Origin of the sequence: Alkalibacterium putridalgicola (genome assembly GCF_040959045.1) — a bacterium.
Taxonomy (GTDB): Bacteria; Bacillota; Bacilli; order Lactobacillales; family Carnobacteriaceae_A; genus Alkalibacterium; species Alkalibacterium putridalgicola.
On sequence record NZ_CP162615.1, the window covers coordinates 923,668 to 950,218 of the forward strand.

22 protein-coding genes are annotated in these 26,551 nt (G+C 35.8%); 21 read left to right on the top strand and 1 reads right to left on the bottom strand.

The genetic code is table 11. The features are described 5' to 3' along the window. Positions 1-21 precede the first annotated feature (21 nt). Together AB4027_RS04520 and AB4027_RS04525 are read left to right on the top strand one after the other, a co-directional pair. Positions 22-999, top strand: coding sequence for an LCP family protein (locus AB4027_RS04520; protein WP_368646154.1), 978 nt, complete (start codon positions 22-24; stop codon positions 997-999). 104 nt (positions 1,000-1,103) lie between these two features. After that, on the top strand, positions 1,104-2,273 hold the full coding sequence (locus AB4027_RS04525; protein ID WP_368646155.1) for a nucleotide sugar dehydrogenase: 1,170 nt from the start codon (positions 1,104-1,106) through the stop codon (positions 2,271-2,273). A gap of 353 nt (positions 2,274-2,626) precedes the next feature. Here the strand turns inward: AB4027_RS04525 and AB4027_RS04530 are convergent, their stop codons facing one another. Next, entirely contained in the window at positions 2,627-3,808 is a 1,182-nt protein-coding gene (locus AB4027_RS04530; RefSeq protein ID WP_368646156.1) for an IS110 family transposase, read from the bottom strand. 540 nt (positions 3,809-4,348) lie between these two features. Here AB4027_RS04530 and ltrA point away from each other — a divergent pair. From ltrA to AB4027_RS04625, 19 genes are all read left to right on the top strand, one after another. After that, positions 4,349-5,737, top strand: coding sequence for a group II intron reverse transcriptase/maturase (ltrA, locus tag AB4027_RS04535; RefSeq protein WP_368646157.1), 1,389 nt, complete (start codon positions 4,349-4,351; stop codon positions 5,735-5,737). Positions 5,738-6,130: 393 nt separating this feature from the next. Continuing rightward, a complete protein-coding gene (locus AB4027_RS04540) occupies positions 6,131-9,310 on the top strand; it encodes a GW dipeptide domain-containing protein (RefSeq protein ID WP_368646158.1) in 3,180 nt (1,059 codons plus the stop codon). A gap of 466 nt (positions 9,311-9,776) precedes the next feature. Continuing rightward, positions 9,777-10,871 carry a glycosyltransferase family 1 protein gene (locus AB4027_RS04545; protein ID WP_368646159.1) on the top strand — a complete coding sequence of 365 codons (1,095 nt, stop codon included), beginning with the start codon at positions 9,777-9,779 and terminating at the stop codon, positions 10,869-10,871. 42 nt (positions 10,872-10,913) lie between these two features. Beyond that, positions 10,914-11,981 (top strand): glycosyltransferase family 4 protein, encoded by a 1,068-nt coding sequence (locus tag AB4027_RS04550; protein WP_368646160.1) that lies wholly within the window; start codon positions 10,914-10,916, stop codon positions 11,979-11,981. A gap of 34 nt (positions 11,982-12,015) precedes the next feature. Continuing rightward, entirely contained in the window at positions 12,016-13,038 is a 1,023-nt protein-coding gene (locus AB4027_RS04555; RefSeq protein WP_368646161.1) for a glycosyltransferase family 2 protein, read from the top strand. Further along, the gene (locus AB4027_RS04560) at positions 13,031-14,167 is read left to right on the top strand and encodes a glycosyltransferase (protein ID WP_368646162.1); all 1,137 of its coding nucleotides are present in this window, start codon (positions 13,031-13,033) and stop codon (positions 14,165-14,167) included. The genes AB4027_RS04555 and AB4027_RS04560 overlap by 8 nt, the downstream gene beginning before the upstream one ends. Positions 14,168-14,185: 18 nt before the next feature. Next, on the top strand, positions 14,186-15,391 hold the full coding sequence (locus AB4027_RS04565; protein WP_368646163.1) for an O-antigen ligase family protein: 1,206 nt from the start codon (positions 14,186-14,188) through the stop codon (positions 15,389-15,391). A 94-nt stretch (positions 15,392-15,485) separates the two neighbouring features. Next, a complete protein-coding gene (locus tag AB4027_RS04570) occupies positions 15,486-17,003 on the top strand; it encodes a lipopolysaccharide biosynthesis protein (RefSeq protein WP_368646164.1) in 1,518 nt (505 codons plus the stop codon). Positions 17,004-17,217: 214 nt separating this feature from the next. After that, complete coding sequence (locus AB4027_RS04575) at positions 17,218-17,823, top strand: sugar transferase (RefSeq protein ID WP_368646402.1); 606 nt, start codon at positions 17,218-17,220, stop codon at positions 17,821-17,823. A 49-nt stretch (positions 17,824-17,872) separates the two neighbouring features. Continuing rightward, a complete protein-coding gene (locus AB4027_RS04580; protein ID WP_368646165.1) occupies positions 17,873-18,775 on the top strand; it encodes an ATP-grasp fold amidoligase family protein in 903 nt (300 codons plus the stop codon). 136 nt (positions 18,776-18,911) lie between these two features. Then, on the top strand, positions 18,912-19,361 hold the full coding sequence (pssD, locus tag AB4027_RS04585) for a PssD/Cps14F family polysaccharide biosynthesis glycosyltransferase (RefSeq protein WP_368646166.1): 450 nt from the start codon (positions 18,912-18,914) through the stop codon (positions 19,359-19,361). Continuing rightward, on the top strand, positions 19,361-19,855 hold the full coding sequence (locus AB4027_RS04590; RefSeq protein ID WP_368646167.1) for a glycosyltransferase: 495 nt from the start codon (positions 19,361-19,363) through the stop codon (positions 19,853-19,855). The genes pssD and AB4027_RS04590 overlap by 1 nt, the downstream gene beginning before the upstream one ends. A 107-nt stretch (positions 19,856-19,962) precedes the next feature. Beyond that, positions 19,963-20,973, top strand: coding sequence for an NAD-dependent epimerase (locus AB4027_RS04595; protein WP_368646168.1), 1,011 nt, complete (start codon positions 19,963-19,965; stop codon positions 20,971-20,973). A 142-nt stretch (positions 20,974-21,115) separates the two neighbouring features. After that, entirely contained in the window at positions 21,116-21,949 is an 834-nt protein-coding gene (locus AB4027_RS04600; RefSeq protein WP_368646169.1) for a phosphorylcholine transferase LicD, read from the top strand. Next, positions 21,950-22,666 (top strand): 2-C-methyl-D-erythritol 4-phosphate cytidylyltransferase, encoded by a 717-nt coding sequence (locus tag AB4027_RS04605; protein WP_368646170.1) that lies wholly within the window; start codon positions 21,950-21,952, stop codon positions 22,664-22,666. It abuts the gene before it with no gap. A gap of 10 nt (positions 22,667-22,676) precedes the next feature. Next, a complete protein-coding gene (locus AB4027_RS04610) occupies positions 22,677-23,186 on the top strand; it encodes a serine acetyltransferase (RefSeq protein WP_368646171.1) in 510 nt (169 codons plus the stop codon). Positions 23,187-23,385: 199 nt separating this feature from the next. Next, a complete protein-coding gene (locus tag AB4027_RS04615; protein WP_080145561.1) occupies positions 23,386-23,646 on the top strand; it encodes a transposase in 261 nt (86 codons plus the stop codon). Between the two features lie 32 nt (positions 23,647-23,678). Continuing rightward, on the top strand, positions 23,679-24,530 hold the full coding sequence (locus AB4027_RS04620; RefSeq protein ID WP_338192724.1) for an IS3 family transposase: 852 nt from the start codon (positions 23,679-23,681) through the stop codon (positions 24,528-24,530). Positions 24,531-24,985: 455 nt separating this feature from the next. Next, positions 24,986-26,506, top strand: a complete 1,521-nt coding sequence (locus AB4027_RS04625; protein ID WP_368646172.1) for a lipopolysaccharide biosynthesis protein — start codon at positions 24,986-24,988, stop codon at positions 26,504-26,506. Positions 26,507-26,551 lie beyond the last annotated feature (45 nt).

The window sequence follows — 26,551 nt, forward strand, 5'->3', positions numbered from 1 at the left end:
AAACGAGAGAGTTGGAGAACCATGCCGAACCAAACACGTGCGAATAGAAACAAGCCAACAAAGAAAAAGTCAGTAGTCAAGATTGTTTTAAGTGTAGTTTTATTTTTTATGCTGATACTAACTCTAGCAGGCGGCTATGTGGCCTGGCAGGTCTGGGATGATCTGCAGAGCACAACAGATGAGATGTATGAAGATGTAGAAGGTCAGGAGCAGCATGTCAGCCGTGAAACTAAGCCAGTTGTTGTGGATGATGGAGAAGATCCTTTCTCAGTTCTTATAATGGGTGTCGATCAAGGAGATTTTGGTAGAGATGCTCAGGGTCGTTCAGATACTATGATGCTGCTGACAATTAATCCCAATACTGAAAAAACAAGTATCGTAAGTATTCCACGCGATACGTATACAGAAATTATAGGCAGAGGATTTAAAGATAAGATCAACCATGCTTACGCTTTTGGTGGAACCAGCATGGCTGTAAATACTGTTCAAAATCTTCTCGATGTACCCGTTGATTACTACGTATCTGTTAACATGGAAAGTATGCAGCAAATTATTGATGCGGTCGGTGGCATTACGATTACACCGCCTCTATCTTTCAGCCACAGTGGAAACAGTTTTGTAGAAGGCCAACCGACTCATATGAGTGGTTCTCAAGCATTATCTTATTCCAGAATGCGCTACGATGATCCAAACGGAGATTATGGACGTCAGCATAGACAGCGTCAGGTTATTGAAAGTACAATGAATAGTATTGCATCTGTAGATTCTATACGTAATTATAGTGCTATATTGGGAACCATGAGCAATTCAATGAAAACTAACATGTCTTTTGATGATATGGTTGATATGTTCAATAAATATCGTGGGGCTGTTTCTAACATTGAACAAGTACAGTTGTCCGGCACAGGTAAGATGATTAGTGGTGTTTATTATGAAATGATACCAGATGATGAAATAAACCGAGTTCATACACATCTTAAATCAGAACTGGAATTATAATAATTGAACATAAAAGAGCATAAAATTCTATGCTCTTTTATGTTACTATTGTGACAATGGCAACAATTCACTATAATGGTAGAAGTATTAGAAGGAGAGTGGTTATGAATATTACAGTTGTAGGAATGGGATACGTTGGCTTGTCAAATGCAATCTTGCTGGCACAGAATCATACGGTTACAGCAATCGATGTAATCAAAGAAAAAGTGGACATGGTAAATAATAAAAAATCACCTATTGTAGACGAGTATATTTCAGATTTTTTAGAGAACAAGGAACTGGATCTTATTGCGACGACCGACAAGAATGAGGCATACATACATAATCCTGAATTTGTCGTCATTGCTGCACCAACAAATTACGATACAAAAACGAATTATTTCGACACCTCGCTTGTGGAATCTGTTATTGAAGAAGTACTTAAATATGCACCAGAGGCGACGATGATCATCAAATCGACAGTCCCTGTAGGCTATACCAAAAGTGTCTGTGAAAAATATAATACCCAAAACATTATATTCTCGCCTGAATTTCTTCGAGAAGGGAATGCATTATACGATAATTTACACCCAAGCCGCATAATTGTTGGAAGAAAATCGGAGGCTGCTCAAAGATTTGCTGATTTACTGGTCGAAGGGGCGGTAGACAAGGATATTTCGGTCTTGCTGATGGATTCGACTGAAGCAGAGGCTGTTAAGCTGTTCGCTAATACTTATTTAGCTTTGCGTGTTGCTTACTTTAATGAACTGGATACTTATGCTGAAGTACATGGATTAGATACACAATCTATCATTAAAGGAGTTTCTTTAGATCCACGTATCGGTGGACACTATAATAACCCGTCATTCGGTTACGGCGGTTATTGTCTGCCTAAAGACACGAAGCAACTGTTAGCGAACTATGAGCAAATACCAAATAATCTCATTCGGGCTATTGTGGATGCGAACCGTACAAGAAAGGACTTTGTTTCGGATCAGGTCATAGCTACAAATCCGAGGAAAGTCGGTATCTACCGACTAGTAATGAAGGCTGGATCAGATAATTTTCGTCAAAGTGCTATCCAAGGCATCATGAAACGCATAAAAGCCAAAGGCATTGAAGTGGTCGTGTATGAACCGGTACTTGAAGACAGCACGTTCTACAGATCCAGAGTCAACAATGATTTAGATTCATTTAAAAAAGAAGTCGATATTATAGTTGCAAACAGACTTACTGAGGATTTAATAGATGTCAAAGAAAAAGTATACACAAGAGACTTATTCAACAACAACTAATTTTTCCATAAGGGTAATACTATTGATTCCACTGATCAGTGCAAGCTAACTTTAGTTGTTTTTAATCTGCAGGTGTTTTTCGTAAGTTTAGCGGAATCATTTAAAGCTTCAAAGTTTCTTCGAAAACTTTGAGGCTTTTTTTTGGTGCGCCCGGCATGGGCGATAACTTGATGGTGAAAGTCCACTACAGACTTGGCAGTAGGAACTGTTAGCGAAAGTCAAGGGTGTCCGCCGTGAGGCGGAATCTGAAGACAAACTATATGTAGTCAAGAGAAAATATCATAAAAGTCCGAATTTTCAATCTTAATAAAAAAGTGCATAGTAAATAAACCTACAATCTTTCAAAAAAAAATTCAGGCTAAAGATTTTTCAATATAAGGAACATTGTATTTTAGCAAATGAAAAATAACTCTTACAAGTTTTTTTGCTACATGAGTTAACGCAACGTTATAGTGTTTTCCTTCTGCTAGTTTTTTTTGCAAGTATAATTTAAATAATGGAGAATGAATTGCCACTAGTCTAGCGGCTTGATGTAAGGCCCAACGTAAAGAAGATGAGCCCCGTTTCACCATTTTACCTTTTCCATCATGGGTCCCGGATTGATGGACCGAAGGCTCCATACCTGCAAAAGCAAGTAATTGTGCAGGCGTTTTGAAATTATTGATATTTCTTATCTCAGAAATAATAACGCTCCCTAAACGATTAGAAATACCAGGAATTGAAGTAATAGGAGAAGCAATCTCATTCATTAGTGAATTGATTTCTTTATCTACTTTTTTTATTTTTTTATTATAAAACTCTATTATTTCAATCGTTTGTGTCATTTCTAACTCGAGAATTTTTGAAACTTGTCCAATGGAGTCTTTTGCTAAATTTCTTATTTCTTGGGCCTTTTCCTTCCTTATTTTTCCTTGAGAGGCTGAAGCAAGAGTTGATGTTAATGTACTCAAATGAGAGTTACCTATAGCTTTAGCCGAAGGATAGTTTTTAAGTAACGAATAAACATAAGAATGGTGTAAAGAAGTAACGTATACAGAAAGCTCTGGAAATACTAAGTCTACAAGTCTTACGTATTGAATTTTCCCTTCGGATTGATAGTGACTTAGTCGTGTTCTATTGCGGGTTAAAAACTTAAGATCTGTCATTTTTTTATCAGCAGTAAACTTTTCTACTTGGTTGTCACTCATTAATTTTCGAACAATCAATTTGGCATCTTTTTTATCTGTTTTCGTTTTTCTCAACGTAGTTGATTTAGCAAATTCTTTTATCAAAATAGGATTATAGGTAAATACTGTATATCCTTCATTTCTAAGAAAAGTTAATAGATTAAGACTGTAGTGACCAGTATCTTCTAAAGCAATACGTACGTTGCTTTTTGCTGATCCCTCTTCCTGATTTGATATTACACTACAAAGTGTATTAAATCCTTTTCTAGTATTGTCTATTGTAAGATGTTCTTTGAGAATTGTTCCATTAGAATCTATAATACAAATATCATGCTTCTTTTGGGAAACATCTATGCCGACATTAATCATTGAAAACCCTCTCCTAAAAGTATTTGCGCTGCAGTTTCACAGGTAATCTTTGTCATCTGGATCCTTGTGTCAAATTAAACGTCATGCGTTAACAAACTTATTACCAATAAAACAAAGACCTGTGGTTATAGCCTTCAGAAAACCAGTCATCTCCTAAAAGTGCTGTAAGGAAGTCTACTAATCCACAACGCCTATAACGATTATAAATGAAATGAATTAGGCTAAAATATTCATTTAATCGTCTATACTCAATATACAAGGAAGACGGACGCAAATGCTTGCACTGACGAACAGAAACTTCATACAAAGGCTTGATAGAACGGATGAGCTTGCCGTACAAAGTGAAGTCCGATACTGCCCGAATTCTATTGAGTAAATGAAGCAGTGACATGAGCAGAAGGTTGTCGTTCTTACCCGGGGAGGTCTCGTCAGCGCTTAGTAGTAACAACGAATGGCGAGAAGTCAGCCGAGGTCATAGTAGGGAAAATGTACCGAAGGACCGAACAGTATCAATACTTTGAAGATTGGAGGTTAGGCATTATGACAAACGCAGAAAACAACCCACGGGTTGGCAAACTACAAAGGGATAAGCTGGAAGCGAAAAAGTATGTAGATGTGCGGAGTAATGGCCTAGGTGAACGTAAAGACAAGTATGGTGAGTCTCTTATGAGGCTCGTTGTAAGTGAGAAGAATCTATTCGGAGCGGCTAAAATGGTTAAACGTAACAAAGGAGCTGCTGGGGTAGATGGTATGACAGTTAATGAAATAGAATCACATATCATGGAAATGTATCCGTATATTCGAAAGAAACTGTTGGACGGAACCTATAAACCACAACCGGTCAGACGGGTGGAAATACCAAAAGCGAATGGTGGTATCCGAAAACTGGGGATTCCAGTTGTACGGGACCGAGTGGTCCAGCAAGCCATCAGGCAAGTGATAGAGCCTATCATTGATAAACACTTTCTCCCGCATAGTCATGGGTTCCGTAAAGGGAAAAGCAATCATACAGCTTTGAAAGAGTGTGTCGACTACTATCAGCAAGGCTACAAAGTAGCCGTCGACTGTGACCTGAAACAGTGCTTTGACACACTCAATCATGACAAGCTGATGTACTATCTCGAACAGTATATACAGGACAAAATGATTCTTAAAATTATCCGTAAGTTCTTACAGAGCGGTGTCATAGATCTGTCTGGCGAATTCGTAGAAAGTAACACAGGCGCACCACAAGGTGGCGTGATTTCGCCCCTACTCAGTAACGTATACTTACATGAACTGGATAAAGAAATGAAGCAGAGAGGACATCGTTTCGTTCGGTTCGCTGATGACTTCGTCATCTTTGTGAAGTCAAAACGAGCCGGTGAACGTGTGCTCCAAAGCATCACTCGCTTCATTGAAAAAGACCTGAAACTAACTGTCAACCAAGAGAAAAGTAAAGTGGGTTCACCAACGCGTTTAAAGTTCTTGGGTTGTCTGATAACCACAGTGAATGGGGTCTGTCGCTACAGACCTTCGAACGAAGCCAAAGCGAAATTCATTCGCACCTTGAAACGCTTGACCAAACGTAAGCGAGCAGGGAAGTTTGATGAGATTGTCAAAGAGATAAACAGCCGAACAAGAGGCTGGATAAATTATTTTGGCACAGGCTTCATCAAAACCTTCGTAACTAAAGTGGAGCAATGGCTCCATCACCGAATCAGGCAGCTAATTTTAAAGAGATGGAAAAATCCACGTACTAAGATTAGCAGATTAATGCGCTTAGGTCTAGATATAGATAGTGCCAAACGCATAGGCTATTCCAGAAAGAAATACTGGAGATTGTCAAAAACACCCGAGGTTCATCGGGTGCTTACAACGAAAAGACTCTACCGGTGGAACGTAGTTTCACTACGAGACCTGGCAGAGTCTGCTTACTTAAGATATTGAACCGCCGTATACGGAACCGTACGTACGGTGGTGTGAGAGGACGATAAATGAATTAATCATTTATCTCCTACTCGATTTCGAACAGAATTGAGCAGGAAAACTTAGTAATAGTTCCTGATAAAAGAAATCGATAGGTAAATATTATGGAAATTTAAAATGCGTCCCGAATATTTAAATAACATTAAACTGGAAAGATGTAATAACCGAATAGGATAATTACAGAACAAGCAATTTGAGGAAAATACCACTAACTACAAAGTGAAAAAAGTATAACTTTACTAATAATTTGAAAAATCTAATGGAAATTAAAATGAATATGTTATAATTTTCAGGTAGACATTTTTTAGTATGAAGTTACATGAACACATTATATTACTACCGGAGGTATTTAAAATGTATGAACCAAATTATAAAAAATGGGTGATGACCATATCAAGTGGAATTTTATTATCTATTACTGGACCAGCCTACTTAGTTTCTGCGGAAGAATCAGTTGATGTTTCTAATTCCCGTTATGCCTTAGAAAATTTTGCAGTCTACACAACCAGTGGGAACCAATTAACTGAGGAAATATCTAACGTACTGATTGAGCGTCTATATATTGCTTTAAATGACCAAGAGCAGGTAACCTTTTTTGGGGAAGTAACCCCTAGCAGTGACGTAACTATAAACATAGATAAATTTGAAACGTATAACGTGTCTTCGGATGAAGATGGATATTTTGAAGTTGTTTTTAAAGATTTACTAGCCATTGATAAATATGAAAGTATTCAGTTGAATCTGTCTCTGAGAGATACACACGGAGAAGAGTATTTCATAGACTTGATTCTAAATGAATCAAAGATACTGGAAATGTTTCAATTACATACCGAAACAGCATATGAAAATGAAATAGATACCTATAATGAACCTGCGAATGACAATCAATTATCAACTCAGGAATCAGTTGAAGATGCTGATGGAAATGAAGGAATCGAGACAGGAACCAGCATAAATTCATTAGAACAGAATTTAGAATCTGAATCCGATAAAACCTCATCTGAATCCTCCCTGAGTGAAAAGACAGGAGATTCTTCAGAGAAACAAACCGAAACATCAGAAGCAACCAAAATAATAGAAGCAACAGAAACAGCAGAAGCAACAGAAATTATAGAAACAACAGAAACAACAGAAACAACAGAAATAGTAGAAGAGAATGACAGTCAAGAAGACTTGGAAGACAACGAAGACGTGTCTCTTGACGAATCAAAGAGTTCTTCGGAACAAAATACAGATGCGGCAATAGAAACAATAAAAAAAGACACTGTAAATGAGGAAAACATATCAGATAAGAATAATACTGAAACATTCTCGATGGTATCCATCTCTTCATCGTCAAGTGAGCAATTAACAGAAGAAGGCGTCTATGTTGTAGTAGCGGGAGATTACATGAGTAAAATTTCAGGAAAATTCGGAGTTTCAACAACTCAACTTCTGGAATGGAATCCTAAAATAACCAATGTCAATTTAATCTATGTTGGACAGAAAATCAATGTGACCCAGGAAGCTTATGAACGCTCAATAGAGAAAGATAATGGAACTGAAATAGAAAACGAAAATGAAACCAGTAATAAAGCTGAACAGCGCCCGTTTGCGAGTCACCGTGAATTTATTGAATACATTGCTGATGACGCCCAGAAAATAGCGAATTTGTCTGGGGAACCGCAACTTTATGCGTCTGTTATGATTGCTCAGGCAGCTCACGAAAGCTATTATGGAAAGTCTCTATTGTCTCTGCCACCGTATTATAATTTATTTGGAATTAAAGGATCATACAATGGAGCATCCGTTCCAATGGGGACATGGGAAGAGTACAATGGGAAAATCAGCAATATAACGGCTGAGTTTAGAGATTATCCTTCTTATTATGAATCAATGACGGATTATGCAAACTTGTTACGTAACGGTCTAAAAAGAAATTCAAATTTTTATGCTTCAACATGGGTAGAAAATACGAATAGCTATAAAGATGCCACTGCATACTTAACGGGTACATATGCAACAGATTCAAGGTATGCGACGAAAGTAAACAATCTGATAGAGATGTACGATTTGACAAAATATGATTCACATATTGTCAGCGAAACAGCAGGAAGTTCGGATTCGGACGACGTTGCAGTTTCCTATAGTGTACTCATTTCCAATTCAGGGTATTCTATTGATTCCTTACCATTTGGTACAAAGGGATACCAATATATAGATAGAACGGATAATTATATTGGAGAAAAAGTTCAGGCTGTAAGAGAAAGCAAAAATGGGTCTTACATCATGGTAGAGTTTGAAGGAGAGGAACTGGGTTGGGTAGATAGCAGAGCATTTAGTGATAAGCTTTCAGATGAAAACGTCATAACTTCTATAAAAGTTGATCACTTGGCAACAGTGGAATCTAATACAGAAAGTATTTACAGTTTGCCCTTGTCAAATCAAGAATCAAACCGTATTGGATCGACTGCAGATTATTACGGTAAATCCTTAAAAGTTGTAAGAAAAACAGCAAATGGCAACTTTTTACTTCTAGCAGATAAAGGTAAACTGCTAGGCTGGGTCGATTATCAAACAATGGAAAAACCAGTAGTCACTAGTAACATTTCTGGATCTAGAGCTGTTTCATATTATGCAGTCATATCCAGTAAAGAGCATTCAATTGATACTAAACCATGGGGCGAGGTCGGATTCTTTAAAAAAGGGACGACTTCTGATTATCTAGGACGGAAAGTAGAGGTTATACGAGAAAGCAAATCGGGTTCTTACAAGCTCGTAAAATATGACGGGGAACTACTCGGGTGGATCGATTATCGCGCACTCGAAGCAGTTCCAGCAGTGAGTTTAAGCATAGAGAGCTCTGATAAGGTTTCTTTCACATCAATGATAAAAAGCGGACACACGATCAATACGAAACCATGGGGAATGAGCGGGTATCAGAAACTGAACGATACAGCTGATTATGCGGGAAGAAAAGTGGACGTCATTCGAAAAACCGCAACCGGGTCATATTATCTGGTCAAAATCGATGGAGAACTTCTTGGCTGGGTAGATCATCGGGCGTTATCGATCCCGGAAGCGACAGCCGACGTCTTAGGCTCGATGCCAGTATCTTTCTCATCAATGGTAAAAAGCGGACACACGATCAATACGAAACCATGGGGAATGAGCGGGTATCAGAAACTGAACGATACAGCTGATTATGCGGGAAGAAAAGTAGACGTCATTCGAAAAACCGCAACCGGGTCATATTATCTGGTAAAAATCGATGGAGAACTGCTAGGCTGGGTAGATCATCGGGCATTATCGATCCCGAAAGCGACAGCCGACGTCTTTGGCTCAACGCCAGTATCTTTCACATCAATGGTTAAAAGCGGACACACGATCAACACGAAACCATGGGGAATGAGCGGGTATCAGAAACTAAACGATACAGCCAATTATGCGGGAAGAAAAGTGGACGTCATTCGCAAAACCGCAACCGGGTCATATTATCTGGTAAAACTTGACGGACAACTGCTTGGTTGGGTAGATTACCGCGGTTTAAAATAAATTATGTAGCGTTCGTTCTTCCTTAGTTATAGTGATTTAAAAAATCTTCCTGATAATTTTATCAGGAAGATTTTTTATTAAGGGACGACCGTTCAAGGGCGGTACTTAGAGAAAAGATTAGCGCAAAAACATAGGGCGATGTCTATGGCTGACTTATGAATACTTTTTGAAAATTATTGCTAAAATTGAAAGAATAGAAAGACTATTATTGAGAAATATATTGTAATATGCTTCAGAACTGATAGAATAAGAAAGAATATATTTTTATTAGGTATTTGCCATTTGAATACAAATTTCTGTAAGACTTATACCTTTTTTAAATAGATATAAAGTCTGATACGCAATAATCTCGAGGAGTATGCCATTGTATACGACCTCTATAATCAAACGGACCTACCAGCTTATACTAAAAACTAGTAATTTTAAATAAATAGATTCAGCACAAATGATTGGAGAATTTAATGTAATGAATGTTCTAACAATTTCAACGACAAACTTGCAGTTGGATGGGATTTCTAATGTCATCATCAATTATTACACTTCAATGGATAAAAGTGATATGAAGATAGATTTTGTATTTCCGAAAATCAATCATCCTCAATTTGAAGAAATTATTAAAGCTAATAATAGTAACATCTACACTTTAAATATGCGAAAAAAAAATCCTTTTACTTATGTTCTGAAACTGACTAAGTTGATTAAAGAAAATAAGTATGATATTATCCACGCACACGGAAACAGCAGCACATTAGCATTGGAGATGTTGGCATCGAAAATGGCTGGTATAGAAATACGAATTTCACATTGTCACAGCACTCAAACGAATATAAAGCACCTCAGGTCTCTGTTCAACAGAATGTTTAAATCTTCATACAATGTTGGTCTAGCGTGCAGTAAAAAAGCAGGGGAATATTTATATGAAGACCAGTCATTTGAAGTGATCAATAACGGTATCGACATCGACAAATTCCAATATGACGAAAGTGCAAGAAGATACCAAAGAGAACCGCTGGGCTTAACTAACGAAAAGCTGATCGGTCATATCGGTCATTTTAGTTATTCTAAAAATCATGATTTTCTGATAGATGTTTTCCAAAAACTCTATGAAAAAGATAATAATTACAGACTTCTCTTAATTGGAGATGGAAAGTATAAGCAAGACATTGAAGAGAAAGTTAGCAGGCTTAACTTATCAGAAGCTGTCATTTTTGCTGGAAAAAGACAGGATATTCCCGAGTTGTTAAGTGCGATAGACTTATTTGTCATGCCTTCCAGATTTGAAGGCTTACCGGTAACATTGATCGAAGCCCAAGCTGCTCATCTGCCATGCTATATTTCTGACAATATAACGACGGAAGTCAAAGTAACTGAATTAGTTCATTTTGTTCCCTTAGATGATAATCCTGAAGAATGGGCGCGATGTATTGATGCTGAGCAAGTTAAAGATCGAATATCAGCTGATAACAAGTATAATTCAGAAATTATTAAAGCAGGATTCAGTATTAAAGAAAATGCAAGTCATCTTAAACAACTATATACTGATTTGCTCGCAGAAACTTAGAAACATAATTAAATTTTAAAGCTACTTACTGGAGTGTTTTTATTGAATAGAATTTGTATTGTGACCAGAGATTTAAGTTCTGGGGGAGCTGAAAGAGTTATATCTAATCTGGCTAATTATCTGGTCGGTAAAGGAAAGAGTATCTTTATTCTCACTCTTTTTGGAGACCATCAGTTTTATCAGCTGCATCCTGATATTGAAGTGATCTCTTTTAGCAAGGAGAAAAGTAAAGCTGGTAAGTACATAAAAGCCAGAAATTCAGTTAACGAATTGCAGCCTGATATTGTATTAGCTATGCCTGAAGAAGTCGGGATATACTTGACTCTCACAATGATAGGCTCTAAGGTCCCAGTCATTATCTCTGAAAGAAATAATCCCTCTGTTATGCCTTCGAATAAAATGACACGCATTCTCCGCTATGTATCTTATTCACTAGTTAAAGGAATAATCTTCCAAACCAGTCAGGCAATGGAATTCTTTCCAAATTATGTTAGAAAAAAAGGGGAAATCATATTAAATCCTATCGATATAGAAAGCCTTCCTGATCTTCATGAAAAAGAAAGAGAGAAAGTAATTGTATCAGTAGGTAGATTAGAACCCCAAAAGAACTTTTCGGTTCTATTAGAAGCATTCTCGAAACTCGTAAAGGAATATCCTGAATACAGGTTAGTTATATATGGCGAGGGAAGCTTAAGAGGAGAATTAGAAAAACAAATCAGTGAGCTTTTTAGAGATCCGGATCTTGTTAGTCTTCCAGGACGAGTAAGTAATCCTCCTGAGAACATTAAGGATGCTTCCATGTTTGTATTAAGTTCTGATTATGAAGGCTTACCTAATGCTTTAATTGAATCTATGGCAATGGGTCTACCCGTTATTTCTACTGATTGCCCTTCCGGGGGACCGAGGGAACTAATAGAGAATGAGCAGAACGGAATCCTTGTACCAGTTAATGATTCAAATGAGCTACACAGAGCTATGAAAAAAATAATTGAATCCTCCCAGTTTTCAGAAGATTTGGGAAAAAACGCTTTATGTGTCAGAAAACAACTCGATCCTACTCTGATATATAACCAGTGGCATCAATACTTGGAAAAATTTGTTGCAGAATAACAAAGATGTAAAATAAAAATAACGGAGTTTTTTTATGAATAAAATGATATCGGTCATCATACCAGTATATAATGCTGAAAATTATTTAAGTGAATGCGTAGATAGTGTCATGAATCAGTCGTATAAGAATCTTGAGATCATATTGATAAATGATGGATCTACTGATGACAGTCCTTCGATATGTGATTCTTATTTACATAAGGATAATAGAGTGAAGGTGATCCATCAGTCAAATGGCGGGGTCTCTTCAGCAAGAAATGCAGGGCTTCAGGAAGCGTCTGGAGAATACGTGCAGTTTGTAGACAGTGATGACTTTCTTTCTGAAGACATGTGTGAGGAGCTGATCAGAGCTGTTTCACACACTGATATAGCGATCTGCGGTTATCAAGGGTTTGATGACAATCGAAATGTAGATATTCACCAGCCAGATACCAGCCAGATTAAAATGCAGGATGATTGGGGCGTACAGTTTAACGCACTCATAAAGAAAAATCTGTTTAATCAACCCTGGAACAAACTCTATAAAAAAAGCAAGATCACCAATAGATTTAACACTGACTTTGCCCGGGGAGAAGATCTCTTATTTAATTTAGATTATTTCAGAAATATCAGTAGTATCAGTGTAATTGACAAGGCATTGTACTGGCACAAAAATGATACACCTGATTCATTAATGACAGTATACACGGATGACCAGTTTCATAATCAGAAAACCCTTTTTCTGAAGATGGAGGAATATAAAGCTTATTATGATTTAAATAAAATAGAATTTCATTACACTATATTTTTTCATGAAATCCAGTGGATAGTTAAAGAAATAATATATGATGATAAGTCATCTTTTAAAAGTAAATATCTGAAACTGCAAAACATTGTACATGACGAGTGCACTGTGAAAATGATCAGTCAATTCAACTCTTATTCTGTCAATTCATTAATTCTGAAGAAATTGATCAAAAATAAAATGACACCTTTCGTTTATTTATATAATTTATTATTACTTATTAAAAACCATCAACTTGGCTTCATGTTTAGAAGAGGTGATAATCATGGATAAGAAAATCAATATTTATTATTACTTGTCAGGTTTTGGAAGTGGGGGTATTGAAAAATACTCAGTAAATTTATACAAAAAAATCAATAAAGACACTATTTCACTTGATTTTTACACTTGGGAAGACAAGAAAGAGTTTTTCGATAAGGAGCTGACTGCGCTAGGGACAAAAAAGAACCCTTACAAAAAAGATAGTGGTAACCTTACAGGACTTAAGAGAAAGTATAAGATTGCCAAGAATATTTATGCCTCTTTTAAAAGGAAAAAATATGATGTAGCTTATTTTAATCTTACAAATCCAATCGAGGTACTTAAACTACCTTTGTTATGCAGACTTCTGGGAATTAAAAATATCATAATCCATTCTCATTCGTCAGGTGCTAATAATATGAGCAGGGTGCAAAAATATCAGTACAAAATAGGAAAGATAATGATCTCTTTTATTGCAGCTGAATATTTTGCCTGTTCTGAACCGGCAGCGGGATGGATGTATAGCAGTCGAATTCTGAATAGACAAAAACATGTAATAATCAAAAATGGGATCGATATGGAAAATTATTTATTCAACCCTATTGTTAGAGAGAAAACAAGGAAAGAACTGAACATGACTAATGCATTAGTGATTGGTCATGTAGGAAGATTATCTAAAACGAAGAATCATTCTTTTTTGATCGATATATTTAATCAAGTTTTGAAAAAAAAGACTAACGCTAAATTAGTCTTGTTTGGTACAGGTACGCTGGAAAGTGAACTGAAAGAAAAAGTCGCACAAATGAACCTGACTGATTCTGTATTGTTCTATGGGGAAACCAATAGAATTCCCGAGATGCTGCAGGCAATAGATATATTTATTCTTCCCTCCTTATTTGAAGGATTGCCAATGGTTGGAGTAGAAGCACAGGCATCTGGTACAAGAAGTTTTTTCTCTAATACAATAAGTCCCGAAATTTTATTAACTGAAGTTTCCAGTATGGTATCACTTGAATCCTCGCCAGAAGAATGGGCAGATAAAATTATCAATTCTGACCTTGCCAAAAAGCGTACTGGAAAAGTACTTTCAGATGCTGGCTATAATGTCTCGCATACAGCAGCAATGGTTGAAAAAATAGTGATGAAATATTCTATTCAATAATAGATACAAGGAGTATTTATGGAAAATATAAAGAACAGAACAATAAGCATTTTTAATATTATCGAAAACAAAGAGATAGTGTTTTTATTCTTGATCATAGCATCTTTTATAGAACCAGCTGGATTAAGAAATGCTTCGATTTTTCCAATGTTTTATGATTTAGGACGGATACTGGGTTTTTTCTTTATTATCTGGAAATTGTATACTAAAGAGTATAAACTATCTAGAGTGCTTTATTTATTAATAGGCTATCAGTTCATCACATTAATGATTAAGTTTATTAATGTCTTTTCCTTGTCCAGGAGCGATATACTAATAGCGCTGTGGACCATCGTGCCCTTAATTGTCTTAGATAATGAGATTAAGATAAACTCAAAAAGGATTATCTCAATCGTATATTGGATCTTTTTAGTTTTACTAGGTTTAAATTTGATTTTCATGCTGTTGAACGTCCAGTTTCCATCCTCTGCGTATCATAGTTTTCATTTGCTGGGCATACGCACATCCTTCACTTCGTATGGATTGATCGCACTGATAAGTTCAGCAATATTTTCTCTTCAAAGAGAGAATAAAGTCATATCTAAATATTCTGCTGGAATGTTTGCAATCGTGTTGACACAGCTGATGTTCCAGTGGGTGGCTACCGGTATACTGGCAGTAGCCACATTTGGAGTTGTTTTATACGTATTGACTAAAATTGAACGGATTAGGGAAAAAGGCACCTATCTGAATTTTGTTGTTTTGGGATTAGTTATCAACTTTTCCGTTATTATTTTAAGGATTCAAAATTTATTTTCGTTCATTATTGTAGATATACTGGATAAGAGTCTTACTTTAACTGATAGAATCTATATCTGGGATATAGCGATAGAAACGATAGGGAATTCTCCTCTAATAGGTTTTGGGGTAAATACTCAAATGGCCAGAGTAGTGGGATTCGGTCCTTCACCAATGTTTGCACATAGTCAACTTTTACAAATGGGTTTGGATTCTGGCTTGTTGGGTATACTACTATTTATAAGTTTATTTTTCTATGTCTCCAAAAATATTAGAAGGAATCAAAATACTTTAATGTCAACCATATTATCAGTAGGTACATTCACTATACTGATAGTGATGATTATGGAAGTACTGTTTTACAGTTATTTCATGTGGTTTATCTTTATTTATATTTATAATCAAAAACACTTGAATTCCAATGTTGAAGACAGATTAGAGTATTAAAATCAATAAGTAAGAGTTGAAACAGTACAGTGTGATTTATCTGAATAACATCGATATATACTGACATTAAATACTTTGATAAAAGGGTGTAATAATGGGAAGAACACAAAATTCATTTAAGAGTATAGTTGTCAATGTTATTGGACAGCTTTTTCAAGTTGTGGTTCAATTTGCAAGTAGAACAATATTTATTAGTGTATTATCTGCTGAGTATCTAGGGGTTCATGGTCTCTTTACAAATATACTAAGTGTCTTGTCTCTAGCAGAGTTGGGCTTTGGGGCATCAATTATTTACAGCATGTATAAGCCCATAGCTTCGGAAAATAAAAAAGAAATAACCGGCTTGATGAACTTATTCAGACGTATTTTTACGGTTGTTGCAATTATCATCTTTTTAATAGGGCTGACATTAGTACCATTCTTAGAATCATTTTTTGCAGAACCGGTCAGCATAGAAAGTATAAGACTGATTTACTTATTATATCTAATCAACACAGTTTTTTCATATTTGCTGATATATAAAAAAGCAATCATCGATGCACATCAGAAATACTATATCAGCACATTTTACAAAAAAGGGTTTATTGTACTGCAAAATATTCTGCAAATCATTTTCCTGATATTAACTGGAAACTTCATCGTATACTTACTCATTAAAATAGGTACTGATCTGGCATCCAACTTAATGATTTCAAGAAAAGCTGATGCACTTTATCCTTATTTGAAAGAAAACAAAACGATCCTACCAGATAAAGTAACCAGAAAAAGTATCTATAAAAATACTTATGCTATGTCGATTCACAAATTGGGCAGTGTCGCAGTGAATAATACAGATAATATCATCATGTCTTCGTTCATCAGTATTGTTAGCGTAGGTATTTATTCAAACTATACTCTGATACTTAGTAATCTGACAGTTTTCCTGGCACTCCTTTTCAATTCTCTTACAGCAAGTGTAGGGAACTTGGGAATGACGAGTAGTAAGTTAAAACTGATTTCTACATTCAAGACAATCAATTTTATTGGATTCTGGATTTACAGTTTTTCAGCAATCAGTTTACTTACTCTACTGAACCCCTTTATTTCATTATGGGTAGGTACGGAGTATACCTTCTCTACGAATATTGTATTGATTCTTGTTGTCAATTTTTATATCAATGGCATGAGAAAGGTACCCCTAACTTTCAGAGATGCGTTAGGTCTATTCTGGTATGACAGATTCAAACCGGTTTTCGAAACAATAATAAATTTAGTTGGTTCCATACTTTTAGTTCAAGTTTACGGAATAGCAGGTATTTTTTGGGGAACCTTTTTAAGTGCCTTTTTAGTTTCCTTTTGGGTGGAACCGTATATCCTGTTTAAACATGGCTTTGATGAGAAAATACGAGATTATTTTAAGCAGTACGCCTTTTATACAAGCATATTTATCGTGAGCGGAGGGTTCACTTTTTATATCACATCTCTTATTCCTGATAATAACTGGATAATGTTTATATTTAAGGTTTCCACAATAGTGATACTATATAATTTGTTAATTATTGCATTTTTCTTTCGAACGACTGAATTCAAGAGTTTTGTTGATATAATAAAAAGAGTGCTGTTAAAAACCTAGACTTTATGAGTATTTGAACACTTTCTTTACTATCGGACAACATCGGACTGCTTTATTATGTTATACTATTATTAGTTTTGAATAATGTGATAAAAGTATCATCCATTCGGCTTAAGTTTATCAGTACTACTAAACTAAATTATAGAAGGAAGAAGGTAGATACGTTGTGGAGGTAGAAAAAGGAAAGACAAAACAGCTTGCAAGTGTAGGACTATTGGAGTACGAGGTTTTGAAGAGATTTCTGGATATTATATTAGCCATAACGATCCTGATTATACTCAGTCCATTGTTTATTGTCATCGCTGTTCTGATAAAATTAGATGATCCGTATGGAAAAGTGTTTTTCAAGCAAATAAGAGTTGGAAAAGATCTCGAAGAATTTGAGATGTATAAATTTCGTTCAATGTATTCAGATGCTGAAGATCGTCTAGCGACATTGTTAAAGCATAATGAGATAGACGGAGCGATGTTTAAAATGCAGGGTGACCCGAGAGTAACACGCATCGGAAGCTTTATAAGAAAATACAGCATTGATGAACTTCCCCAATTGGTAAATGTGTTGACTGGTGAAATGAGTCTGATCGGTCCGCGGCCACCTTTAGTGAGAGAAGTGCAAGAGTATACAAGCTATGATAAAAAAAGATTGAATGTTATACCTGGAATAAGTGGGTTATGGCAAGTCAGCGGAAGGAATTCACTCAGTTTTAAAGAAATGGTAGAGCTGGATTTAGAATATATCAATAATCTGTCATTAATGTTAGATATAACAATAATACTAAAGACTGTAGTCGTTGTTATAAAAGGAACTGATGCATATTAATAGAGCAAAATGGCTGACTGTTTAGAGTGAAGGAGTAGAAATAGAGAGAATGAATAGTGTAATGACAAAGGGCCACAGTTTAGTGAAATTCACGTGGTATAAACTCATAAAATATAAATTATTAAAAAAAATGAGTGATAAACGGTTTATAGAGCTGGATTATCTAATCAATACAAAAAACGCTTTGAATCTTACTGATCCAAAAACCTTTAATGAGAAGTTACAATGGTTAAAGCTTAATAACAGGAAAACATACTACACGACTTTAGTTGATAAGTATGAAGTTAGAGAATACATAAGTGAGCTGATCGGAGAAGAGTATCTTATACCACTTTTAGGTGTTTACGACACTTATGATGACATCGACTTTCGTGCTTTACCGGATCAGTTTGTTATGAAGCCAACGCACACATCGGGGAACATTTTCATCTGTAAAGATAAAAACCAGATCGATCACGAAGCCCTGAGAGGGAAAATCGATGCTTGGTTATCTCGGGACTATTACTCTGTTCATAGAGAATGGCCGTATAAGAATGTAAATCCGAGAATCATTATCGAAGAATACATTGAACAGGAAAGCGGAAGTGAATTGAGAGATTACCGTTTTTTCTGTTTTGACGGGGCCCCAAAATTCATTACAGTAGATTTCAATATAATCGATAAGAGCAAAACAAGACGTAATCTTTATGATGTAGGTTGGAATATAATGGATGCGACTATTTCTTACCCTCAAGAAAAAGAATTAGTCATTGAAAAACCGGAAAAGTTAGAGCAATTGATTGAACTGAGCTGCATGTTATCAAAAGATATACCACACGCGCGTATCGATTTTTATTATATTAACAATAAAATAAAATTCGGAGAGATCACTTTTTTCCATCAGTCAGGGATGGGAGATATACAGCCTGATGAATTTAATATTGAAATGGGCAATTGGATTACGGTAGTATAAATCCTGATTGGGATAACGCTGTCTTGTTTTTGAATGTAAAAAACAAGTTAAACTCTTCATACTACATTATACACCAGTATAGGTATTAAAAAGAGTATCGTTAAGTCAAGAAGCATATATTTAAAGGAGATTAATTATGAAAGTCTGTATGGTTGCTTCAAGCGGAGGACATTTGGCCCATCTTTTTCTTTTAAAGGATTTCTGGGAAGATAAAGACCGATTCTGGGTCACCTTTGATAAGGCTGACGCTAATAGTATGTTGAAAAACGAAAAGATGTATCCGTGCTATTTTCCAACAAATAGAAATCTGGTAAATCTATTGAAAAACACTGTTTTAGCATTCAAAGTGCTGGTTAAAGAAAAACCAGATATAATCATCTCTTCTGGAGCCGCAGTAGCCGTTCCTTTTTTTTATTTAGGTAAAATCATGGGGAAGAAAACGATCTATATAGAAGTATTTGATAGAGTAGATGCTCCCACTTTAACAGGAAAATTAGTATATCCGGTCACGGATAAATTTATAATTCAGTGGGAAGAACTCAAAAAAGTATATCCCAAAGGTATCTATTTAGGAGGGATTTATTAGTGATTTTCGTAACAGTTGGTACCCATGAACAGCAATTTAATCGTTTAGTCAAAGAAGTAGATGAGTTAGTAAAATCTGAAGAAATAACTGAGACTGTTTTTATTCAGACTGGGTACTCCGATTATAAACCTGAATATTGTGAGTGGGCGCCATTTGTGAGTTATAAAGAAATGCAGTCTTATATAAAAAAGTCACGCATAGTGATTACTCATGGAGGACCCTCCAGCTTTTTAAATGTATTACAATATAATAAAATCCCGATAGTGGTACCCAGATTAGTAAAATATGGTGAACATGTAAATGATCATCAGCGAATTTTTCTTGAACAGGTATTAAGCAAGGGATATACGATCAAAAGCGTTATAAACGAAAAAGATTTAGGCGAGTATATAAGAGGGTATGAGAACGTGAATGCAGTGTTCCAAAGTAACAATGTTTCTTTTGTCCATTCATTCAGTGAAATCGCAGAAAATCTGCTGGATGAGTCTGTTTAATAATTATGTAAACGGGTATTAAATGGAACAGCTAATACCTTAGAGTTTAATCGATACTACAATTCTCACTGAGAGAAAAACCAATAGAGATAAAAGGAATGTATTTCATGAAAGTATTAGTGACAGGTGCTGCTGGTTTTATAGGTTTCCATGTGTCCAGAAAATTACTGGATAAAGGGGTAGAAGTAGTCGGCATAGATAATCTCAATGTTTATTATGATCCGAAATTGAAGGAACACCGTAAAAGTTTATTGAATAGCGATGGTAAATTTCATTTCTATAAAATAGATTTAAAAAATAAAGATGATGTTGATGAATTATTTGAAAAAGAAAACCCAACACATGTAATACACCTGGCTGCTCAGGCGGGCGTTCGCTATTCGATCGAGAATCCGTACGCTTACATAGACAGTAATGTGGTCGGTTTTATGAACATACTTGAAGCGTGTCGTCATTTCCCCGTCGACCATTTGCTCTACGCTTCTTCCAGTTCAGTTTATGGAGGGAATAAAGCAGTCCCGTTTTCTACTAATCACAATGTGGATCACCCGGTATCATTATATGCTGCAACAAAAAAATCGAACGAATTAATGGCACATACATATAGTCATTTGTATGATATACCAACAACGGGTTTAAGATTCTTTACAGTTTACGGTCCGCTGGGTCGTCCTGACATGGCCTACTTTTCTTTTACTGATCGCATACTGTCCGGGGAATCAATCAACATATATAATCATGGAGAAATGGAACGAGATTTCACGTACATCGATGATATTGTTTCGGCCATTCTAAAACTTGTCGATAAGGCTCCTGCTTCCAATGAATCATGGGATGAAACACAAGGGGATTTAAGTGAGAGTTTTGCTCCTTACAAAATTTACAATATAGGCAACAATAGTCCGATAAAGCTCATGCGGTTCGTCAATGCTTTAGAATCAGCGCTGGGAGTGAAGGCCGAGAAAAAATTTATGGCTATGCAGCCCGGTGACGTTAAGAGGACCTATGCAGATGTTTCAGACTTAGAACGGGATATCGACTTTAGGCCGTCCACAACGATTGAAGAAGGACTGGAAAAATTTGTTGAGTGGTATAGAAGCTATTATCGTAACAGTTGATCAACTCGTACAGCTTCTGTCATGGATAAGAGCCGAATAGCGACAGTATGACTAAAAAACAAATAGTTAGTCGTTAGTTAGTCTTATGGGTGTACACGAGAACGGATACATGTGTATGTAATTTTATGGATAGGAGAGTTGGATGTCAAAAATCGAACTGAAAGAACAGAAGAAAATCATGACTGAAATATTAGTGTATATAGATCGATTAGCAGCAGAACATAACTTGACATATTCCCTCTGGGGAGGGACTATGTTGGGCGCAGTTCGCCACAAGGGCTACATACCATGGGATGATGACATAGATATAAGTATGCCGAGAGAAGATTATGAGAAATTGATAGACATCTTAAAAGATAAAGAGGACTACGACCTCTATGAATACTCCATTCAAGACCAGTATACTCAGGGATGGGCCAAATTGGCTCACAAAGGTTCTATCGACAAAAAAGGTAAATTCTTTGGTTCAGATATTTCGCATGGGGTCTTTGTTGATATCATGCCCATAGATGGTTTCCCGTCCACTGAAACAGAAATCAGGAAATTTAAAAAAGAAGTACGTCAAGCATATCTACTTGTCAGGTCTGCCAATTTTCCATCCTATGCTAGTTCCATATCTTTAATAGAATCATTAAAACGACTGATCCTGGCGTTCCCCTTGTATTTATCTTCAAAGCGTAGAGGGGGAAAAACTAATCTGGTCACCGAACTTAACAGGTTATCAAAAATATATTCGATAAAAAATTCTGATAAATGTGGTCATTTACTTTCAAGATACAAAGGCAATTTAGGATATCCTTCGTCCATCTGGGATGAAATCAAAGACTATGACTTTGAAGGATATCGATTTAAAGGTATAGCAGCATCAGACACATACCTCTCCCTTCTGTATGGAGAGAACTATATGGATCTCCCTCCTAAAGATAAACAAATCACACACGATGAACACGAATTTTTTGTAAAGGATGTGAATTAGATGAATATAGCTATGATAATGGCAAGTGGCAAAGGACTTAGAATGGGTCAGCACATCCCAAAACAGTTCATTAACGTTAAGGACAAGCCTGTCATTGTATATACCTTAGAAAAGTTCGAAAAACATCCTCAAATCGATAAAATACTTGTTGTCTGTCTTGAAGGATGGGAAAATGCCCTCAGTGCGTACGCGCAGCAATTCAATCTCACTAAATTAGAATGGATCGTGACGGGAAGTACTGAAAGGCAAAAGTCTATTCTAAATGGTTTAGAAAAATTAAAAGCAGAAGCAGGTTCAGATGACTTGATTATTTTACATGATGGAGTACGACCTTTAGTATCTTTGGATATTATATCTGATCTTGTAGTTACCGCATCAACATATGGGAATGCCGTTTCTTCATTACCTATTGTCGATCAAGTAGTGAAAAGAGATGATGACTTTACTACGTCCGAATCGATCCCACGAGATCAATTAAAAATCGTTACAACACCTCAGGCTTATAAGCTGCGCGATATCCTTTCTACTTACGAAAGAGCATATGAAGATGGCAGGGCAATATCAGGGAACCATTCAATCAATACGTTAATGCATGAGTACGGCAAAAAGTTATATTTTTCTAAAGGCAGTGAGTTAAACATTAAATTGACATCGATACAGGATATATACTGGTTCAAAGCAATGCTGGAAGCTGAGAAATCGGAATGGTTAAAATAGGAGGAGCATTATGAAAGATTTTATTAAAGGGTTACTCAAGTTATGCAACGAATTAAATAAACAGATAGAAACAACTGCAAAAATCGTCGTTTTTATTTACAGGTTAGGATATTATGCTGAATATAAAGCTACTGGGACAAAGAAAAAGTTTCTTATAACTATCTGGTATTTGTTAGACTCGCTAGTGTCCAAATTATATTTTAATACTATAATCCCCAGAACAGCTAGAATAGGCTACGGCTTACTTTTAAGTCACCCGTTTAATGTCATAATGGCTCGTGATGTCCAAATAGGCTATAATGCACGTATTAGACATGAAGTGACTATAGGGCGTAAAACTCCTAAAAATCCGGGTGTTGCCCGTATCGGGGACAATGTCACAATAGGTGCAGGTACTAAGATAATCGGACCGGTTTCTATCGGAGATAACTCAGTAATCGGTGTAAATGCCGTAGTAACGAAAGATTTTGGTCCAAACAGTGTAATCGTTGGAAACCCAGCTAAAAATATAAAAAAATAATCATCGAGTAAATCTTTTGTATACAGGGAATGATTGCTATCAACATAGGATCATTGTATTTGAAATTCTTAGAAAAACTAAACTGAAAGCATTTATGCCAGTGTATTGTATATAAAGCTTGACAAGAAAGAATGATGTTAGTATGAAATCCTGGACACGTTTTGATAGAATATAAACTATCGAAAAGGAGTGTCTATCGATGTCAAACCGAAGAACCTATGATGTCGACTATAAGAAAACGCTAGTCAGTTTGTACGAAAATGGTCATTCAGTAAAGAATTTAAGTGAGGAACATGGCATAGCAGAACAAACCATTTATCGGTGGATCAAAAAATATTCCACAGATGAAAAAACCGGGTATTCTGAAGCAGATATCGAAAAAATTAAAGCAGAGAATGCCCGTCTTAAGACAGACAATGATATCCTAAAAAAGGTCTTAGCCATGTTCACTCAAAAATAGACCGCGATGACTTTATTTTCGAACTCGACGCAATCAAAGACGACATCAATTTAAAGCGAACACTGGAATTGTTTGAGATCCCACGATCAAGTTTTTATGAACGTATTAATCGCGAGGAATCGCATAGAGAGCGTGAAAATCGGCGTATCCTTGAAAAAATTGAACGCATATGGGAATCAAGTGGGCGTGTGTATGGTGCCCCGAAAATTCACGCACTTTTGGTTACTCACGAAAACGAAGACTGCAGTCTCAAACGTGTCCAAAAACTGATGCATAAACAAGGTATTCGTTCCATTACACAAAAGAAATGGCGGCCACACAGGTCCGCTGATCCTGTGCCAGACGATCGAGTAAACTTGTTAAATCAAGATTTTTCTACCACCGGATTGAACCAAGTATGGGTAACGGATATCACCTATATCTGGACAGGCAAAGATGAATGGAGTTATCTATCTACGATTATTGATTTATATTCACGGAAAGCCATTTGGTCATTTAGCCGACAGATGACTGTGGATCTGGTCTTAGATACTTTAACAAAGGCAACCCAACGATACGGTGCGGCCGAAGGCCTCATTCTCCATTCTGATCTTGGTTCGCAGTACACAAGCGAAGCGTATGAATCTGCGCTGGAAAAACAAGGGATTCGTCATAGTTTCAGTCGGAAAGGGAGTCCTCACGATAATGCCGTAATCGAATCCTTTCATTCTATCGTAAAAAAGGAAGAAGTTTACCAAAAGAATTATCCTGATTTCGATACGGCTTATAGAGAATTATTTCAATACATTGAAGCCTTCTACAATCGGAAGAGAATCCACTCGGCACTTGGGAACCGAACACCCCTGGCCATTGAGCAAGCATACTTAGATCAAGCAGTCATTTAAGTTAGACGGAACCATAGGACGGTTAAATAGAAAGACTTTAGCTATCCTCATGGTTTCGGTAAATGTTCTAAAAAGTGTCAGCGGTTAGAACGTTTACCGAAACCTTGAGGCCTCAAAACGGGTCCATGTTTCATTAAGAAATTCTCTTAAATCGTGTCCAAGATATTGACGTAATACCATATTTAGTTCTGATTCATTCCATGACTTTTTTTAATTATACTGGAAATAGCGTTTATTGTATTTAATCGTATATGCAAGATTCCACCTATGAGTTCAAGTATTAATGCAATATTATCATGATTTCATCTAAAGTTCATAAAGTGGATAATTACTAAAAAGGCAGGTGATATTTAAACATAAAAGATTAATATGTTTCTAAATATTGGAAATTAAGCAAAAAAAAAGCTAGTAATTATTCTAAGGAAAACATTTAATATAATGATGAGGATTTGACAATGAAAATTAATCAATTAAAAGCCGGTGCTATGCTATCATATATATCGATGGGACTAGGTTATCTAGTTTCTATAATTTATACTCCAGTCATGTTGAGATTATTGGGACAAAGTGAATATGGTTTGTACAACTTGGTGGCATCTGTTGTAGCTTATTTGGGTGTTTTAAACTTTGGATTCGGTAGTGCGTATATACGCTATTATTCAAGATATAAAGTTCAAAAAGATAGAGAAAAAATTGCAACCTTAAATGGTATGTTTTTAATCATCTTTTCCGTTATAGGATTTATAGCGGTAATCGCAGGAACAGTATTAGCTATGAATACAGAAGTAATATTTGGTTCCGAATTGACGAGTGAAGAATTATCAAGAGCTAAATTCTTAATGTTGATATTAGTAATTAATTTGGCTATTTCATTTCCTAATATCGTATTTACCTCACATATAACTGCAAATGAGAAGTTTGTGTTTTATAAATTAGTGCAAATGATTAAAATCATTGTTAATCCATTTGTAGTTTTACCTGTGTTAATAATGGGCTATGGTTCTGTTGGTATGGTCGTTGTAACTACTGTGCTTAATATTACTATTGAAATAATCAATGCTACTTATTGTTTGAAAGTTTTAAAAATGAGATTTTCTTTCAAGAACTTTGATTTCAGCTTGATGAGAGAAATGACTGTGTTCTCATCTTTTATTTTTATGAATCTATTAATAGATCAAATTAACTGGAATGTTGATAAATTTATTTTAGGGAGATTTCACGGCACTATATCTGTTGCTGTATATGGTTTAGCAGCTCAATTGAATACCTATTATCTATCGATTTCTTCTACTGTATCAAATGTCTTTATACCTAGAGTACACAGAATAGTTGCTGATTCTGATAATAATGATGAGTTAACTGAATTGTTTACTAAGATAGGTAGAATTCAATTTATAATACTTTCGCTTATATTAAGCGGTCTGTTTTTCTTCGGACAATCATTTATTAATATGTGGGCAGGTTCTAATTATACTGATGCATATCCAATAGTATTAATATTAACTGTCCCTGTAACTATTCCTCTTATTCAAAATATTGGGATTGAGATACAACGAGCTAAAAATATGCATCAATTTAGGTCATGGGTATATTTCTTTATTGCTCTTGCAAATTTAGGAATAACCATCCCTTTAGCACGTGAATATGGCGGCATTGGTGCAGCAGCGGGCACTGCTATGTCACTTATTGTTGGGAATGGATTTGTTATGAATTGGTATTATCATTTTAAAGTAGGCTTAGATATGAAGTTTTTTTGGAAAAAGATATTAAGTTTTATTCCTTCTTTAACTATGCCATTGATCGTTGGATGGGGAATTATAAGATATGTTGACTTATATGCTTTTCCGATATTTCTATCAGCAGGTTTCATATATGTACTTATCTTTAGTATCTCAATGTGGTTTATTGGTATGAATCAGTTTGAGAAAGATTTATTAGGGAAACCAGTCTTAAAATTAGTGAAAAAATATAAATGATAACTAAAAAGTTTAAGCACAAAACATATCTGTTAGAAATTTTTC

Bases quoted from the DNA above. Each gene is read 5' to 3' on its own strand.
- AB4027_RS04520 (WP_368646154.1), top strand. From the start codon at position 22: ATGCCGAACCAAACACGTGCGAATAGAAACAAGCCAACAAAGAAAAAG.
- AB4027_RS04525 (WP_368646155.1), top strand. From the start codon at position 1,104: ATGAATATTACAGTTGTAGGAATGGGATACGTTGGCTTGTCAAATGCA.
- AB4027_RS04530 (WP_368646156.1), bottom strand. From the start codon at position 3,808: ATGATTAATGTCGGCATAGATGTTTCCCAAAAGAAGCATGATATTTGT.
- ltrA (WP_368646157.1), top strand. From the start codon at position 4,349: ATGACAAACGCAGAAAACAACCCACGGGTTGGCAAACTACAAAGGGAT.
- AB4027_RS04540 (WP_368646158.1), top strand. From the start codon at position 6,131: ATGTATGAACCAAATTATAAAAAATGGGTGATGACCATATCAAGTGGA.
- AB4027_RS04545 (WP_368646159.1), top strand. From the start codon at position 9,777: ATGAATGTTCTAACAATTTCAACGACAAACTTGCAGTTGGATGGGATT.
- AB4027_RS04555 (WP_368646161.1), top strand. From the start codon at position 12,016: ATGAATAAAATGATATCGGTCATCATACCAGTATATAATGCTGAAAAT.
- AB4027_RS04560 (WP_368646162.1), top strand. From the start codon at position 13,031: ATGGATAAGAAAATCAATATTTATTATTACTTGTCAGGTTTTGGAAGT.
- AB4027_RS04565 (WP_368646163.1), top strand. From the start codon at position 14,186: ATGGAAAATATAAAGAACAGAACAATAAGCATTTTTAATATTATCGAA.
- AB4027_RS04570 (WP_368646164.1), top strand. From the start codon at position 15,486: ATGGGAAGAACACAAAATTCATTTAAGAGTATAGTTGTCAATGTTATT.
- AB4027_RS04580 (WP_368646165.1), top strand. From the start codon at position 17,873: ATGAATAGTGTAATGACAAAGGGCCACAGTTTAGTGAAATTCACGTGG.
- pssD (WP_368646166.1), top strand. From the start codon at position 18,912: ATGAAAGTCTGTATGGTTGCTTCAAGCGGAGGACATTTGGCCCATCTT.
- AB4027_RS04595 (WP_368646168.1), top strand. From the start codon at position 19,963: ATGAAAGTATTAGTGACAGGTGCTGCTGGTTTTATAGGTTTCCATGTG.
- AB4027_RS04600 (WP_368646169.1), top strand. From the start codon at position 21,116: ATGTCAAAAATCGAACTGAAAGAACAGAAGAAAATCATGACTGAAATA.
- AB4027_RS04605 (WP_368646170.1), top strand. From the start codon at position 21,950: ATGAATATAGCTATGATAATGGCAAGTGGCAAAGGACTTAGAATGGGT.
- AB4027_RS04610 (WP_368646171.1), top strand. From the start codon at position 22,677: ATGAAAGATTTTATTAAAGGGTTACTCAAGTTATGCAACGAATTAAAT.
- AB4027_RS04615 (WP_080145561.1), top strand. From the start codon at position 23,386: ATGTCAAACCGAAGAACCTATGATGTCGACTATAAGAAAACGCTAGTC.
- AB4027_RS04625 (WP_368646172.1), top strand. From the start codon at position 24,986: ATGAAAATTAATCAATTAAAAGCCGGTGCTATGCTATCATATATATCG.